The organism is uncultured Halomonas sp. (genome assembly GCF_947501415.1).
In the GTDB taxonomy this organism is placed as follows: domain Bacteria; phylum Pseudomonadota; class Gammaproteobacteria; order Pseudomonadales; family Halomonadaceae; genus Halomonas.
Map to the genome: position 1 here is coordinate 275734 of NZ_CANMVL010000011.1, position 13452 is coordinate 289185.

Annotated in this window: 14 protein-coding genes; 10 read left to right on the forward strand and 4 right to left on the reverse strand. The window is 65.3% G+C overall.

Going from position 1 to position 13452, the window contains the following annotated elements; all coding sequences use genetic code 11:
- Positions 1 to 92: 92 nt before the first annotated feature.
- Both hmpA and Q0894_RS09825 read right to left on the reverse strand, forming a co-directional pair.
- Positions 93 to 1262 (reverse strand): NO-inducible flavohemoprotein, encoded by a 1170-nt coding sequence (gene hmpA, locus Q0894_RS09820; protein ID WP_299234486.1) that lies wholly within the window; start codon positions 1260 to 1262, stop codon positions 93 to 95.
- A 117-nt stretch (positions 1263 to 1379) separates the two neighbouring features.
- Positions 1380 to 1946 (reverse strand): YIP1 family protein, encoded by a 567-nt coding sequence (locus Q0894_RS09825; RefSeq protein WP_299234489.1) that lies wholly within the window; start codon positions 1944 to 1946, stop codon positions 1380 to 1382.
- A gap of 120 nt (positions 1947 to 2066) precedes the next feature.
- Between Q0894_RS09825 and Q0894_RS09830 the strand changes: the two genes are divergently transcribed.
- Positions 2067 to 2480, forward strand: a complete 414-nt coding sequence (locus Q0894_RS09830) for a MarR family winged helix-turn-helix transcriptional regulator (protein ID WP_299234492.1) — start codon at positions 2067 to 2069, stop codon at positions 2478 to 2480.
- Between the two features lie 90 nt (positions 2481 to 2570).
- On the forward strand, positions 2571 to 3728 hold the full coding sequence (locus Q0894_RS09835) for a cytochrome P450 (protein ID WP_299234495.1): 1158 nt from the start codon (positions 2571 to 2573) through the stop codon (positions 3726 to 3728).
- A gap of 150 nt (positions 3729 to 3878) precedes the next feature.
- On the opposite strand, the gene Q0894_RS09840 is transcribed toward Q0894_RS09835, so the two are convergent.
- Together Q0894_RS09840 and Q0894_RS09845 are read right to left on the reverse strand one after the other, a co-directional pair.
- Positions 3879 to 5087 (reverse strand): cytochrome D1 domain-containing protein, encoded by a 1209-nt coding sequence (locus Q0894_RS09840; protein ID WP_299234497.1) that lies wholly within the window; start codon positions 5085 to 5087, stop codon positions 3879 to 3881.
- Positions 5088 to 5094: 7 nt separating this feature from the next.
- Positions 5095 to 5436, reverse strand: coding sequence for a cytochrome c (locus Q0894_RS09845; RefSeq protein ID WP_299234500.1), 342 nt, complete (start codon positions 5434 to 5436; stop codon positions 5095 to 5097).
- Between the two features lie 346 nt (positions 5437 to 5782).
- Here Q0894_RS09845 and Q0894_RS09850 point away from each other — a divergent pair, with 346 nt between their 5' ends.
- The 8 genes from Q0894_RS09850 to Q0894_RS09885 are packed head-to-tail and all read left to right on the forward strand — an operon-like array spanning position 5783 to position 13385.
- On the forward strand, positions 5783 to 7510 hold the full coding sequence (locus Q0894_RS09850) for a nitrite reductase (protein WP_299234503.1): 1728 nt from the start codon (positions 5783 to 5785) through the stop codon (positions 7508 to 7510).
- A gap of 55 nt (positions 7511 to 7565) precedes the next feature.
- Positions 7566 to 8096, forward strand: a complete 531-nt coding sequence (locus Q0894_RS09855) for an Lrp/AsnC family transcriptional regulator (RefSeq protein WP_299234506.1) — start codon at positions 7566 to 7568, stop codon at positions 8094 to 8096.
- Positions 8093 to 8635: an AsnC family protein gene (locus Q0894_RS09860; protein ID WP_299234510.1), complete on the forward strand. Its 543-nt coding sequence runs from the start codon at positions 8093 to 8095 to the stop codon at positions 8633 to 8635. Before Q0894_RS09855 ends, Q0894_RS09860 begins: the two co-directional genes overlap by 4 nt.
- Positions 8632 to 9090, forward strand: a complete 459-nt coding sequence (locus Q0894_RS09865; protein WP_299234513.1) for an AsnC family transcriptional regulator — start codon at positions 8632 to 8634, stop codon at positions 9088 to 9090. The genes Q0894_RS09860 and Q0894_RS09865 overlap by 4 nt, the downstream gene beginning before the upstream one ends.
- Complete coding sequence (locus Q0894_RS09870) at positions 9065 to 9649, forward strand: AsnC family transcriptional regulator (RefSeq protein ID WP_299234516.1); 585 nt, start codon at positions 9065 to 9067, stop codon at positions 9647 to 9649. The genes Q0894_RS09865 and Q0894_RS09870 overlap by 26 nt, the downstream gene beginning before the upstream one ends.
- A 51-nt stretch (positions 9650 to 9700) precedes the next feature.
- Entirely contained in the window at positions 9701 to 10933 is a 1233-nt protein-coding gene (nirJ, locus tag Q0894_RS09875) for a heme d1 biosynthesis radical SAM protein NirJ (protein WP_299234520.1), read from the forward strand.
- Between the two features lie 20 nt (positions 10934 to 10953).
- Complete coding sequence (gene cobA, locus Q0894_RS09880; RefSeq protein ID WP_299234523.1) at positions 10954 to 11790, forward strand: uroporphyrinogen-III C-methyltransferase; 837 nt, start codon at positions 10954 to 10956, stop codon at positions 11788 to 11790.
- Positions 11790 to 13385, forward strand: coding sequence for a nitrite reductase (locus Q0894_RS09885; RefSeq protein WP_299234526.1), 1596 nt, complete (start codon positions 11790 to 11792; stop codon positions 13383 to 13385). Before cobA ends, Q0894_RS09885 begins: the two co-directional genes overlap by 1 nt.
- The last annotated feature ends 67 nt before the right edge of the window (positions 13386 to 13452 follow it).

Genomic DNA, 13452 nt, shown 5'->3' on the forward strand with positions numbered 1-13452 from the left:
CTGCTACAACTCAGTGCTTGAACAGCGTGCCTGCGACGACGCCCCGGCCAGAACGGGGCGTCGCTGTTATGTGTATACAGGTGTGAGCGGCTTCAGGCGGCGCCGAGGGGCTGCGAGGGGCCGAAATGCTCGTAATGGCGGCGCTCATCGGGCACTCCCAGCTCGGCCAGCGCCCTGTCCACGGCGGTCATGAAGCCTTGGGGGCCGACGAAGTAGCAGCGGCCGCCTTTCGGCAGGTAGCTTGCCAGCAGGTCGCGATCGATTCGCCCGCTATGGTCGGCGGCACTGCCCGACTCGTGGATGCTGATGACGTGTAGCCGCTCGGGGTGCTCCGCGGCCAGGGCTGCGACCTCGTCACGGAAGGCGTGGTGCTCGGCATCCAGGGCGGCATGCAGATAGACCACGCGTCGTCCCTGGCGCAGGGCATGGTGCGCCATGGGCAGCAGCGGCGTCTGGCCGACCCCACCGCTGGCCAGAAGAAGAGGCTCGTCACCCTCGGCCAGGGTCAGGTCGCCGGCCGGTGGCAGCAGCGCCAGGGTATCACCCACCCCCATGGCATCATGCAGATGGCGGCTGGCTCGGCCCTTTGGCTCGCGCTTGACCGAGATACGGTAGCTCTGGCCGTTGGGCAGGGCCGACAGGCTGTAGTGTCGATAGACCGGTTCACCGTCGAGGGTCAGGCGTACGCCGATGTACTGGCCTGGCACATGGTCGGCGACGGGGCCACCGTCCACCGGCTCGAGTACGAAGGAGCGGATCACCGCACTCTCCTGGCGAACGTCGGCGATGCGGAACTCACGAGGCCCGCGCCAGCCGCCGGGGCACTGCTCGAATTCGCGATAGCGGTACTCCTCCAGTTCGATAAGCAGGCCGGCCAGCTCCTCGTAGACGCCCTGCCAGGCGGCCGCGACCTCCGGCGTCACGGCGTCGCCCAGCACCTCGCCGATGGCGGCCATCAGGCATTCGCCGACCAGGGGGTAGTGCTCGGGTCGGATATCCAGGGAGACGTGCTTGCCGACGACGGTGGCCAGGGTCTCGCGTACCTTTTCACGATCATGGCGCAGCTGCACATAGGCGAGCACGGCGGCGGCCAGGGCCCGTGGCTGGCCGCCATCGGCCTGATGAGCCTGGTTGAACAGCGGCTTCACTTGTGGGTAGCGCTGGAACAGCAGCGGGTAGAAGCGTTGGGTGATGGCGTCGAGGTGTTCGGCGACCACCGGGGCGGTGGCGGCGATCAGGTGTTCCTGCTCCTGGGTCAGCATCGAGGGGGCTCCGTCGTGGGGGATGTTTTAAGGTGCGTGTAAAATACATCTTTATCCCCCGCGATACCACCCTGCGATATTGCGCCGCAGCAAGGCTCTGGCTCAAACGCTCCTGGCTCAGTAGGCCCAGACGATGGCCATCAGCAGGCCCCAGGCCAGCACACCGGCGGCCATGATGGTGTAGGTGGCCGACATGGTGTTGATGTCGTTATCGCGGCGTTCGCACAGTGCCTGAAGCCCGTGATAGACGAGGCTGCAGGAGATGCCCAGAGCCACCAGCACCGCCAGGGCATTGAGCAGCAGGCTGGGAATCAGCAGCACGATCGCCGATGACCACAGCGGCAGTGGTGCAAGTGCCGCCAGCAGGTAGGCGTCGTGATAGTCGATCGAGAGTTCACGGGTGCCATTGACGACGGCATGGATCAGCCAGCCCATCACGAAGAAGGTCAGCAGCTCGGCCAGGAACAGGATGGTGGTGATAAAGCGCCACTCCCTGTCGGCGAAGCCCATGACGAAGTCATCGCCATAGTGGGTACCTGCGTAGTAGAGCAGCACCGGCGGCAGCAGTGACATGGGCAGCACCAGGCACCAGGCCAGGGTGGGAATCGATGGCTTGCGGCCCCGTAGCGTCTTCCAGCCCGCCTGGCGGGTAAAGGGCAGTCGAATCACGGTCAGTGGGTTCATTGCGGCATCCTCGTCGGTGGAAAAGTATCATTCTATGATATTGTTGTTTAACGTTTAGGCAGCCACCCCTCTACTGTCAAGCGGCGGAGATAGTGTCGATGTATATGCCGGGTACTCTTCATGTGCGATGACGCCCTGACCAAGCAGGACTTTCAGCGTCTTTCTCACTTTCGCTACCAGCTGCGCTGCTTTCTGCGCCAGAGCGACGATATCTGCCGCGAGCACGGCCTGACGCCGCTGCAATACCAGCTGCTGCTTCATCTGCTGGGGTTCGAGAGGCGGGAGTGGGCGTCCATCGGGGAGCTGGCGGAACGGCTCCAGGCCAAGCACCACGGTACGGTGGCGCTGGTCGACCGTTGCGAGCAGTTGGGCCTGGTGGAGCGCCGCGCGAGTCGTGGCGACCGCCGGCGTATCGAGGTGCACCTGCTGGACCGTGGCGCCGAACTGGCCCGGCGAATTGCCGAGCTGCATCAGCCGGAACTGCGTCACCTGCATGAGGAGTTCCACCTTCCCGGATGGCCCGAGCTGCCCTGAGTGGCGAAGGGCCGGCTGACCTGAATCAATGCGCCTCGGGCCGTCTTCTGGTCTCCTTGCTGCGTTTCTCACCCGATTCGAGGAGATGACATGAGCGATACACGTCAGCAGGACTGGGATCCCCGCGCCGAGGATGTCCTCAACGACCAGATTGCCGCCTATGACAAGATGCGCGGCCGCTGCCCGGTGGCCTTCAGCGACTACCTGCAGTGGTCCTTGTTTCGCCATGCAGACGTGAGGCGCGTTCTCGAGGATCACGAGACCTTCAGCAATGCGGCCAGCCGTCATCTCTCGGTGCCCAATGCCATGGATCCGCCCGAACACACGCACTTCCGGCGCATCATCGAGCCCTATTTCGGGCCCGAGGCCATGGCCGAGTTTGCCCCGCAGTGCCGTGCCATCGCCGAGGAGGTGGTGGCCCGGCTTCCCGCCGACGGTGAGGTGGAGGCGATGGCCGAGATGGGACAGGACTTCGCCCTGGAGATCCAGTGTGCCTTCATGGGCTGGCCGACCACGCTTCACGAGCCACTGCGGGCCTGGGTGAAGCGTCAGCAGGCCGCTACCCTGGCCCAGGATCGCGAGGCGTTGGGGGGGCTGGCGCTGGAGTTCGACGGCGTGATCCGCGAGCAGCTGGCCAGTCGTCGCGCGGCCGGCGATGATGCCCCGGATGATGTCACCACTCGCATCATGAACGAGACCGTCGAGGGCCGTGCGCTGACCGATGAGGAGATCGTCAGCATCCTGCGCAACTGGACGGTGGGAGAGCTCGGCACCATCTCGGCTAGCATCGGTATCCTGATGCGCTACCTGGCCGCCGACCCCGAGCTGCAGGGGCGGCTGCGTGCCGATCGCCACCAGCTCTCGACGGCCATCGACGAGATCCTGCGCCTCGACGCGCCGTTGATGTCCAATCGCCGCATCGCCACCCGCGCGGTGGAGATCGGCGGCCGCCGCCTCGAGGCCGGCGAACGCCTGACGATCCTGTGGGGCTCGGCCAATCGCGACGAGACGGTATTCGAGGCTCCCGACGAGGTCCGCCTGGATCGCGATCCTGCAGACAACCTGCTCTACGGGGCGGGAATCCATGTCTGTCCCGGAGCGCCGCTGGCGCGCATGGAGCTCGAGGACTTCATGGATGCGCTGCTCGACGCCACGGTCGATATCGCCCCGCTGCCGGGTCGCCCCGCGGTGCGTGCCCTCTATCCTGCCGGGGGCTACTCCGAGGTGCCGCTGCACGTGCGCCGCTGAGGGTCATTTTGACCATGTCATAATCAGGGAAGGTGCCGACCGGGCGCCTTCCCTCTTTCGGTGGCGGCTCTTCAGAGCCGAATGGCACTCTACTATCAGGGACTACCATCAGGGACTGTCCCCGGCCGAGCCGGGGGCAGTCCCTTCTCGCTAGAGTCCTATGCGGTGAGCCCGGTCGGTAAAGAAGATGCCGCTGGGTGACTCGCTGGGAAGGCGTGAGATCTCCTCCAGGGTATGGGTGTCATAGACCACCACCCGGTCGCTGTCGCGGGCCGAGACCCAGGCGTGCTCCCCCTTGGGGGTGAACTCCATATGCAGCACCGCCTCACCGGGTGTCAGGGTGGCGACCACTTCGCGGCTCTCGGTGTCGATGACCTGCACCACGTCGTTGTCAGGATGGGCGAAGTTGACCCAGACCTGGCGCTCGTCGGGGCGACGCATCACGAAGATCGGCTGACCATGGACCGGGATACGATCGACCAGTGTCCAGTCGTCGCCGTCGGCGACCAGTACCTCGTGGCGACCCACCGCCGGCAGCCACGCCTCGTCGCCGGCCAGGGTCCAGCCCTCCAGGTGGGGCATCTTGTAGACCGGCAGGCGCTCCTCGCCGCGGCCGTAGTCGGGCAGGATGCGGCGAACACCCTGCTCCGGGTGCCACAGATCGAGCAGCGCCAGGCCATCCTCGCCGAATAGCCCGGCGATGTAGTAGCGGCCACTGGGGCCGATCAGGGCGTCGTAGGGCTGCTTGCCGATATCGGTGAAGCGCGTCACCTCGGGGGCGTCCCCATGCATGTCGACCAGATGAATCTCCCCGGCCTCGAACAGGCTGTAGACGAAGCGATTGCCGGGGGCATCCACCAGGCCCACCACCTTGGAGCGCTGTTGAATGCCGTTGCCATCGACCCAGGTCGCCGGGATATCGGCGACCTCCTCCAGGCTCTCGCTATCGAAGATCTTCACGCCACCCGGCTCGTAGTTGGCCACCGCTACCAGTGAGCCATCCTGGGAGACGGCTCCGCCGATGCTGTTGCCGGACTGGATCACCCGGTGGGTGATCTCGCCGGTCAGCAGATCGACGCGACTCAGCCCACCGTCACGTCCGAACACGAAGGCATGGCGGGCATCGCGGGAGAACTTCACCGAGGCGTGGGAGAGATCCCCGAGCCCCTCCACGCGCTCGAGGATGCGTCGCTCGCTGGTGTCGACCACCGCCAGGCTGCCTGTCGCACGCTCCACGACCACACCGAGATCGCCGGTGCCGCGTAGCTCGGCGGTGGGCGTGGTCTGGCAGCCGGCCAGCAGGACAAGAAGTGAGAGGGCGGCGAGGGGCTTGCGAAGTGATGGGGGCATCGTGGGCATGAAGGGGTCACTCATCCAGGGGATTGTCATTCTGCAGGTGGTCGGCGATCCACAGCGCCTCCTGCTCGGTCAGCAGATCGGCCCAGCCGGGCATGGCGGTGCCCTTCACGCCGTGGAGGATCAGCGCGGCCAGACCCTCGCGGCTATAGGCGTTCATGCGTGACGCGGGCAGCGCCGGTCCCAGGCCGCCACGCAGGGTCATGCCGTGGCAGGAGCCGCAATCCTGATAGAGCAGTGTCTCGAGCTCGGCCTCGCGCTCGATGGAGGGCGATGGCTCGGCATGTCCGACAAGCGGTAGCGCACAGGCCACGGCCAGCAGCGTCAGGCGAAGAAAGGGGGGCGGCGACATGGCGACTCCTGAGGTAAGGACTGACAAGAGTGTCTCTGCCTGAGCGTCGGTGCGCATTGATTGGCGTCAACGAAAGCCTCCTACCTGTGGGCATATCAGTAAAATCCGGGCAGCTCAATTTCTCTTTGTGGGTAGCCGTCACGTGCTTTGATATACGTCAATGACCCTCGGGAAAGAGGGGGGAAAGCAGTTAAGAAGCATGAAGTATGCGCGTTATTGAGCCACTCTCTTTCCAGGAAGGTCATCGGCCCATTGATACCGGCTGGCCATCCGTCGAATGACAATAACGACACGTCCATGTCCTGGCGACAGCGCATTCAAGGATCATGACAGAGGTGGATCGATAATGAAGAAAGACTGGTATCTCAAGCCACTGGCGGTGGCGGTCACTACCGTGGCACTGGGCATCTCCGCGGCTTACGCCCAGGATGACAAGAAGGAGCTCGACGAGACCCAGGCGGCCTATCAGGGCACCGAGTCCGCCGTGGATCCGGGTTCGGCCAGGGTGGTGCGCACCCCCGGGGCGCCGGATCTGTCCGATGCGGAGTTCGAGAAAGCCAAGGAGATCTACTTCCAGCGCTGCGCCGGCTGCCATGGCGTGCTGCGCAAGGGGGCCACCGGCAAGCCGTTGACCACCGAGATCACCCAGGAGCGCGGCCTGGAGTATCTCAAGGCCTTTATCCACTACGGCTCACCGGCCGGCATGCCCAACTGGGGGACCTCGGGCGATCTGACCGAGAGTGAAGTGGAGTTGATGGCCAAGTACATCATGCATGAGCCGCCACAGCCTCCCGAGTTCGGCATGGCCGACATGAAGGAGACCTGGGAGGTGCTGGTCGCCCCCGAGGACCGGCCCACCGAGCAGATGAACGACCTGGATATCGAGAACCTGTTCTCGGTCACCCTGCGTGACGCCGGCCAGATCGCCCTGATCGATGGCGAATCCAAGGAGATCGTCAAGATTCTCGACACCGGCTATGCGGTGCATATCTCGCGCATGTCCGCTTCAGGCCGCTACCTGTTCGTTATCGGTCGCGACGCCAAGATCGACATGATCGATCTATGGATGGAGGACCCGAGCATCGTCGCCACCATCAAGATCGGCATGGAGGCCCGCTCCGTCGAGACCTCCAAGTTCGAGGGTTACGAGGATGACCTGGCCATCGCCGGGGCCTACTGGCCGCCGCAGTACGTGATCATGGATGGCGAGACGCTGGAGCCCAAGAAGATCGTGGCGACCCGCGGCATGACCGTCGGCGAGCAGGAGTACCATCCGGAACCCCGCGTGGCGGCTATCGTGGCCTCCCACCAGCACCCGGAGTTTATCGTCAACATCAAGGAGACCGGCAAGGTACGCCTGGTCAACTACGAGAACCTGGATGCACTCTCCACCGTCGAGATCGATACCTCGCGCTTCCTGCACGATGGTGGCTGGGACGCCTCGGGTCGCTACTTCCTGACGGCGGCCAACGAGTCCAACCAGATCGTGGTCATCGATGCCCAGGAGCGTGAGCTCGAAGCCATCGTCGACGTGGGCAAGATCCCGCACCCGGGCCGTGGCGCCAATTTCGAGGACCCCGAGCATGGTCCGGTGTGGGGCACCAGCCACCTGGGCGATGCCACCATCCAGCTGATCGGCACCGACCCGGAAGGGCATCCGGACAGCGCCTGGCAGGTAGTGCGCACCCTGGAAGGGCAGGGCGGCGGCTCGCTGTTCATCAAGACCCACCCGGAGTCCGACAACCTCTACGTCGACACCGCCCTCAACCCCAATGAGGCCATCAGTCAGAGCGTGGCGGTCTACGACATCAATGATCTGGAGGCGGGCTTCGAGGTCCTGCCGATCGCCGATTGGGCCGATGTCGGCGAGGGACCCAAGCGCGTGGTGCAGCCCGAGTACAACCAGGCCGGTGACGAGGTGTGGTTCTCGGTGTGGAACACCATGGACGATACCTCCGCGATCGTGGTCGTCGATGACAAGACCCGCGAGTTGAAGCACGTGATCAAGGATGAACGTCTGGTCACCCCGACCGGCAAGTTCAACGTGATCAACACTCAGAAAGATATCTACTGATCGGGATCGGCGGCGGGCCCTGCCCGCCGCCACCCGCCGCAAGTGAGCTGTGCCGATGCATTGCCAAGCCCCGTCAATTAAAGCCGAAGACCTCAATGCGCTGGACCGTCGCCTGATCGACAGCTACCAGCGTGGCCTGCCGGTCTGTACCCGCCCATTCCACACCATCGCCGAGCGCCTGGGCAGCAGTGAGGAGGTGGTTCTCGCACGACTCGAGCGCCTTCAGGCCCTGGGGGTGCTGAGCCGAGTGGGGCCAGTGTTCGACCACGCCCGAGCCGGCGCCAGCCTGCTCGCCGCGGTGGCCGTGCCCGAGGCCGAACGCGATGCCTTCGCAGAGCTCATCAACGCCGCTCCCGGCGTCAATCACAACTATGCTCGTGAAGAACAGGCTCGTGAAGAACAGGCTCGTGAACACGGCTACAACCTCTGGTTCGTGATGACCGCACCGGACGAGCCCGAGCTCGAGGCGCGTCTCGATGACCTGGAGAGGTGCCTGGGGGTGCCGATCCTGCGTCTGCCGATGCTGGAGGGTTACCACATCGATCTCTCCTTCCCCATTCCCTGGGCCGAGCTGGAGCGCGCATGAAGACGACCGACGACCTGAGCCTCGCCGCCACCGGCGCTGCTCTCTCCACACCCTCGAGCGAAGCCGAACGCCGCCTGCGCGGCCTGCTTGAACAGGGGCTGCCGATCACGTCGCGCCCCTGGCAAACCCTGGCGGAGCAGGCCGGGATGGCCGAGGGGCAGGTAATGGCCTGCGTACGCCGCTGGCAGGCCGATGGCATGATCAAGCGCCTGGGACTGGTGGTGAAGCATCGCCGGCTTGGCATCCAGGCCAATGCCATGGTGGTCTGGGATGTGCCCGACGAGCGCGTTGCCGAGGTGGGGCGCCGCCTGGCTCGCGAGACGGCGGTAACGCTCTGCTATCGCCGCCCGCGCCGCCTGCCCGACTGGCCCTACAATCTGTTCAGCATGATTCATGGTACCCACCGCCAGCGGGTGCTGAGCGAGCTGGATGCCATCGTCCAGCGCCAGGGGCTGGAGGCGCTGGAGCATCGGGCGCTGTTCAGCACCCATGCCTATCGCCAGTGCGGCGGCCGCTATGTGCGCGAGGAGGCGTCATGACCCTCGAGGAGCTGGATGCCGTCGACCGTCGTCTGATCAATCACCTGCAGGATGGCCTGCCGCTGGTGGCACGCCCCTATGCGGTCGTTGCCACGCAGCTGGGCATCGGCGAGGGAGAGCTGCTGTATCGTCTGGAGCGGCTGCGCGATGGTGGGGTGCTGAGTCGCTTCGGCCCCATGTACCACGCCGAACGGCTGGGAGGCGGCCTGACCCTGGCCGCGCTGGCGGTGCCCGAGGCTGACTATGACGAGATCGCCGGGAGGGTCAATGCCTTCCCCGAGGTGGCCCATAACTATCGTCGCGAGCATGCGCTCAACATGTGGTTCGTACTCGCCACCGAGACCCCGGCACGCATCGCCGAAATCTTGGCCGAGATCGAGGCGACCACCGGTCTGCCGGTCTTCAATATGCCCAAGGAGGAGGAGTTCCATGTCCGTCTCCACCTGCCCATCTAGCACGCCCATCGTCGATTATGCGCAGCGGTGTGATGCCCGGGGGCTCGATGCCACCGATCGTGCCATCGTGCTGGCGACCCAGGCCGGCCTGCCACTGGTTCCCGATCCCTGGGGGGCGGTGGGCCGCGAGGTAGGCATCAGTGGTGCGGAGGTGCTCGAGCGCATGCAGGCCATGCAGGCGAGCGGGGTGATCCGCCGGGTCGCGGCGGTGCCCAATCACTACCGGCTCGGCTATGTGGCCAACGGCATGACGGTGTGGGACGTCGACGATACGCAGATCGAGCGTCTGGGCCGCGAGGTGGCCGCCATCGAGGGTGTCAGCCACTGCTACCGCCGCCCGCGGCACCTGCCGCACTGGCCCTACAATCTATTCGCCATGCTGCATGGTCGCAGCCGGGAGGAGGTCGAGCGCCAGGCAGAGGTGCTGCGCAGGCGCCTGGGTGATGCCTGCCGCGACCACCGCATCCTCTACAGCTCGCGCATCCTCAAGAAGACCGGGTTGCGCCTGGCCGGCAAGCGGCCGAACGATGTCGCCACGAACGCCGACCGTCAAAGCTGAGTCGCGCCTGTCACGGCGACCCGGCACAGCATTTCTCAGCAGGAGAACGCCATGTTCCGCGTCACCCGCTATATCAAGAGCCTGATGGAACCGGGTTCCCCGGGTCATGAAACGAGAAGCGCGGCGCGCAAGCCGCCCGGCCCGGTGGTGATCTGGAACCTGATTCGTCGCTGCAACCTGACCTGCAAGCACTGCTATACCACCTCGGCGGATATCGATTTCGCCGGTGAGCTCTCCACCGCCGAGGCCCATGCGGTGCTCGACGACCTGAGCGCCTTCCGGGTGCCGGCGCTGATCCTCTCCGGCGGTGAGCCGCTGATGCGCCCCGACATCTTCGAGCTGTCGCGTCGCTCCCGGGAGCTTGGAATCTACACCGGGCTCTCCACCAACGGCACCCTGATCACCGAGGAGAATATCGACACCATTGCCGAGGTGGGCTATGACTACGTGGGCATCAGCATCGACGGGCTGGAGGCGACTCACGACGTCATCCGTCAGCGCCAGGGTGCCTTCCGCGAATCCATGCACGCGGTGAAGCTGTGCAAGGAGCGCGGCATCAAGGTCGGCCTGCGCTTTACCCTGACCCGGGAGAACTACGAGCAGCTCGGCGATATTCTGGCGCTGCTCGACGAGCACGACGTCGACAAGTTCTACCTCTCGCACCTCAACTATGGCGGTCGTGGCCGGCGCCACAGCAAGCAGGATGCCTGGTATCGCATGACCCGCGACGCCATGACTCGGCTGTTCGACCACTGCCGCGATGAACTCGAGCGCGGCGTCGAGCGCGAGTATGTCACCGGCAACAACGATGCCGATGGCCCCTTCCTGCTGATGTGGGCCCGGGAACACTTCCCCGACCAGGCCGCGGCCCTGGAGCAGTGGCTGCTCGACTGGGGAGGCAACGCCTCCGGCGAGCATATCGCCAATATCGACAACCTGGGGCATGTGCACCCCGATACCTTCTGGTGGGACCACGACCTGGGCAGTGTCCGGGAGCGCCCCTTCTCCGCGATCTGGCGCGATACCCAGGACCCGCTGATGGTCGGCTTCCGCCAGCGCCCGCGACCGCTCAAGGGGCGCTGTGCCGAGTGCCACTATCTGTCGATCTGCAACGGCAATACACGGGTTCGCGCTTGGAAGGTCACCGGTGACCCCTGGGAGGAGGATCCCGGCTGCTATCTGACCAATGCCGAGATCGGTGTTGCCGAGGAGGACGAGCGCCGGGTGGCGGCGCCCCATCTCGCTACCCCCTATAAGGCCATCCAGGCCGTCGAGATCACCTGAGGCTTGCGAGGAGTATCGCCATGCCGTCACACCGCGTTTCCTACGATCTGGCCGAGGCGCCGCTGGCGTCCGGCGAAGTGGCCATCATCGGTGCCGGCCCCGGTGACCCGGGCCTGCTGACCCTGCGGGCGCTGTCACTGATCGAGCAGGCCGACTGTCTGGTCTACGATCGGCTCGTCTCCCGCGAGGTACTGGCGCTGGCGAGCCCCAGGGCTCGGCGCTTCTATGTGGGCAAGGCCTCGCGCTGCCATGCCCTGACCCAGGACGAGACCAATGCCCTGCTGGTGCGCCTTTCCCGCGAGGGCAGGCGGGTGGTGCGCCTCAAGGGTGGCGACCCCTATATCTTCGGCCGCGGCGGCGAGGAGGCCGAGGTGCTGATCGAACACGGCGTGAGCTTCCGCGTGGTGCCGGGCATCACCTCCGCCCAGGGGTGCGCCGCCTACGGCGGCTTCCCGCTGACCCATCGCGACCATGCCCAGAGCGTCACCTTCGTTACCGGCCACTGCAAGGGTGACGGCGACCTGGCTTTGAACTGGGCCTCGCTGGCCGCCCCGAACCAGACCACGGTGTTCTACATGGGGCTGGCCAATGCCGAACTGATCCGCGGCGAACTGCAGCGCCATGGCCTGCCTGCCTCGCACCCCGTGGCCCTGGTGGAGCGCGGCACCACCCCGGAGCAGCGCCGGGTGATCACCTGCCTGGGGGAGCTGGTCGAGACCATCGCGAGTGAGGGGCTGAAGCCACCCACCCTGATCGTGGTCGGAGAGGTGGTGCGTCTGGCCGACACCCTCTCCCAGCCGGTACCGGAGCAGGCGGCCTTTATCGAGGGTGCCGTTCTGGAGCGGGTTGCCCTGTGATGACCGATACACGAAGTGTCGTGATCTCGCGGCTCCTGCCCCTGTTGGTGGCGGCGCTGTTCTTGCCCTCGGCGGCTGCCTCGGCCCAGGCAAACACGGAGACCAAGGCGCTCTATCAGACTCACTGCGCCTCCTGCCATGGAGAAGAGCGCCTGGGGGGAATCGGCCCGGCGCTGTTGCCTGGCAATCTGTCGCGGCTCAAGCCGGCGGCGGCCGAGGTGGTCATCCGCGACGGTCGTGCCGCCAGCCAGATGCCCAGCTTTGCAACCCAGCTGGAAGAGAGTCAGATCTCCAACCTGGCCGAGTGGATCTACCGCGCGCCCGACAAGGAACCCATCTGGGGGCGCGACGAGATACTGGCCAGCCAGGTGGTGCATCACCGGGATGGCAGCCTGCCAGGTGAGCCGCGCTTCGATGCCGACCCGCTCAACCTCTTTATCGTGGTGGAGACCGGCGATCATCATGCCACCCTGCTCGACGGTGATACCTTCGAGCCGATCCACCGCTTCGAGACCCGCTATGCCCTGCACGGCGGGCCCAAGTACACCCCCGACGGTCGCCATGTCTTCTTCGGCTCCCGGGACGGCTGGATCACCAAGTACGATATCTACAACATGGAGGTGGTGGCCGAGGTGCGCGCCGGCATCAATATGCGCAATATTGCCGTCTCAGGCGATGGCCGCTACGTGATGGCCGCCAACTACCTGCCTCATAGCCTGGTGCTCTTCGATGCCCATAACCTCGACCTGATGAAGGTCTATCCGGCGCTGGGCGAGGATGGCGAGAGCTCACGGGTCAGTGCCGTCTATGCCGCCCCGCCACGGGGCAGCTTTATCGCCGCCCTCAAGGATATCGAGGAGGTCTGGGAGATTCCCTGGCCGCTGCCCACCGAGCCGGTGGTCTCCACCGGCCATATGGCGACCCCGCTGGCGCCACGGCGCGCCCACGATACCGCCAACTTCCGGGTGCGGCGCATCCCGGTGCCGAACTACCTGGACGACTTCTTCTTCGATCTGGAGTATGCCCACGTCATCGGCGCCTCCCGGGGTGGAGAGAGCGACGGCCAGGGCGGCATGGTGATCAACCTGGATAGCGGTGAGAAGGTCGCCGACCTGCCCCTGGAGGGGATGCCCCATCTCGGCTCGGGCATCACCTGGGAGCATGAGGGGCGCCGGGTGATGGCCACTCCTCATCTGACTCGGGCGGCGGTGTCGATCATCGACATGACCACCTGGGAGGTGATCAGGACCCTGGAGACCGACGGCCCCGGCTTCTTTATGCGCAGTCATGCCAACTCGCCCTACGTCTGGGCGGATGTCTTCTTCGGGCCCAACCGCGACCGGGTGCATGTCATCGACAAGGCGAGCCTCGAGATCGTCGAGACCCTGATTCCCGAACCGGGCAAGACCGCCGCCCACGTGGAGTTCGATCGCTACGGCGAGAAGCTGCTGCTTAGCCTGTGGGAAGATGACGGCGCGGTGATCGTCTATGACGCCGAGAGTCTCGAGGAGGAGAAACGCATCCCCATGAGCAAGCCCTCGGGCAAGTACAATGTCTGGAACAAGACTCGCTATGAGGAGGGCACCAGCCACTGAGGTGGAATAAGAAGTATTTTTGATACTTGTCATGGAAGTCGTGCGCCCATCGGCGCACAATGGACCC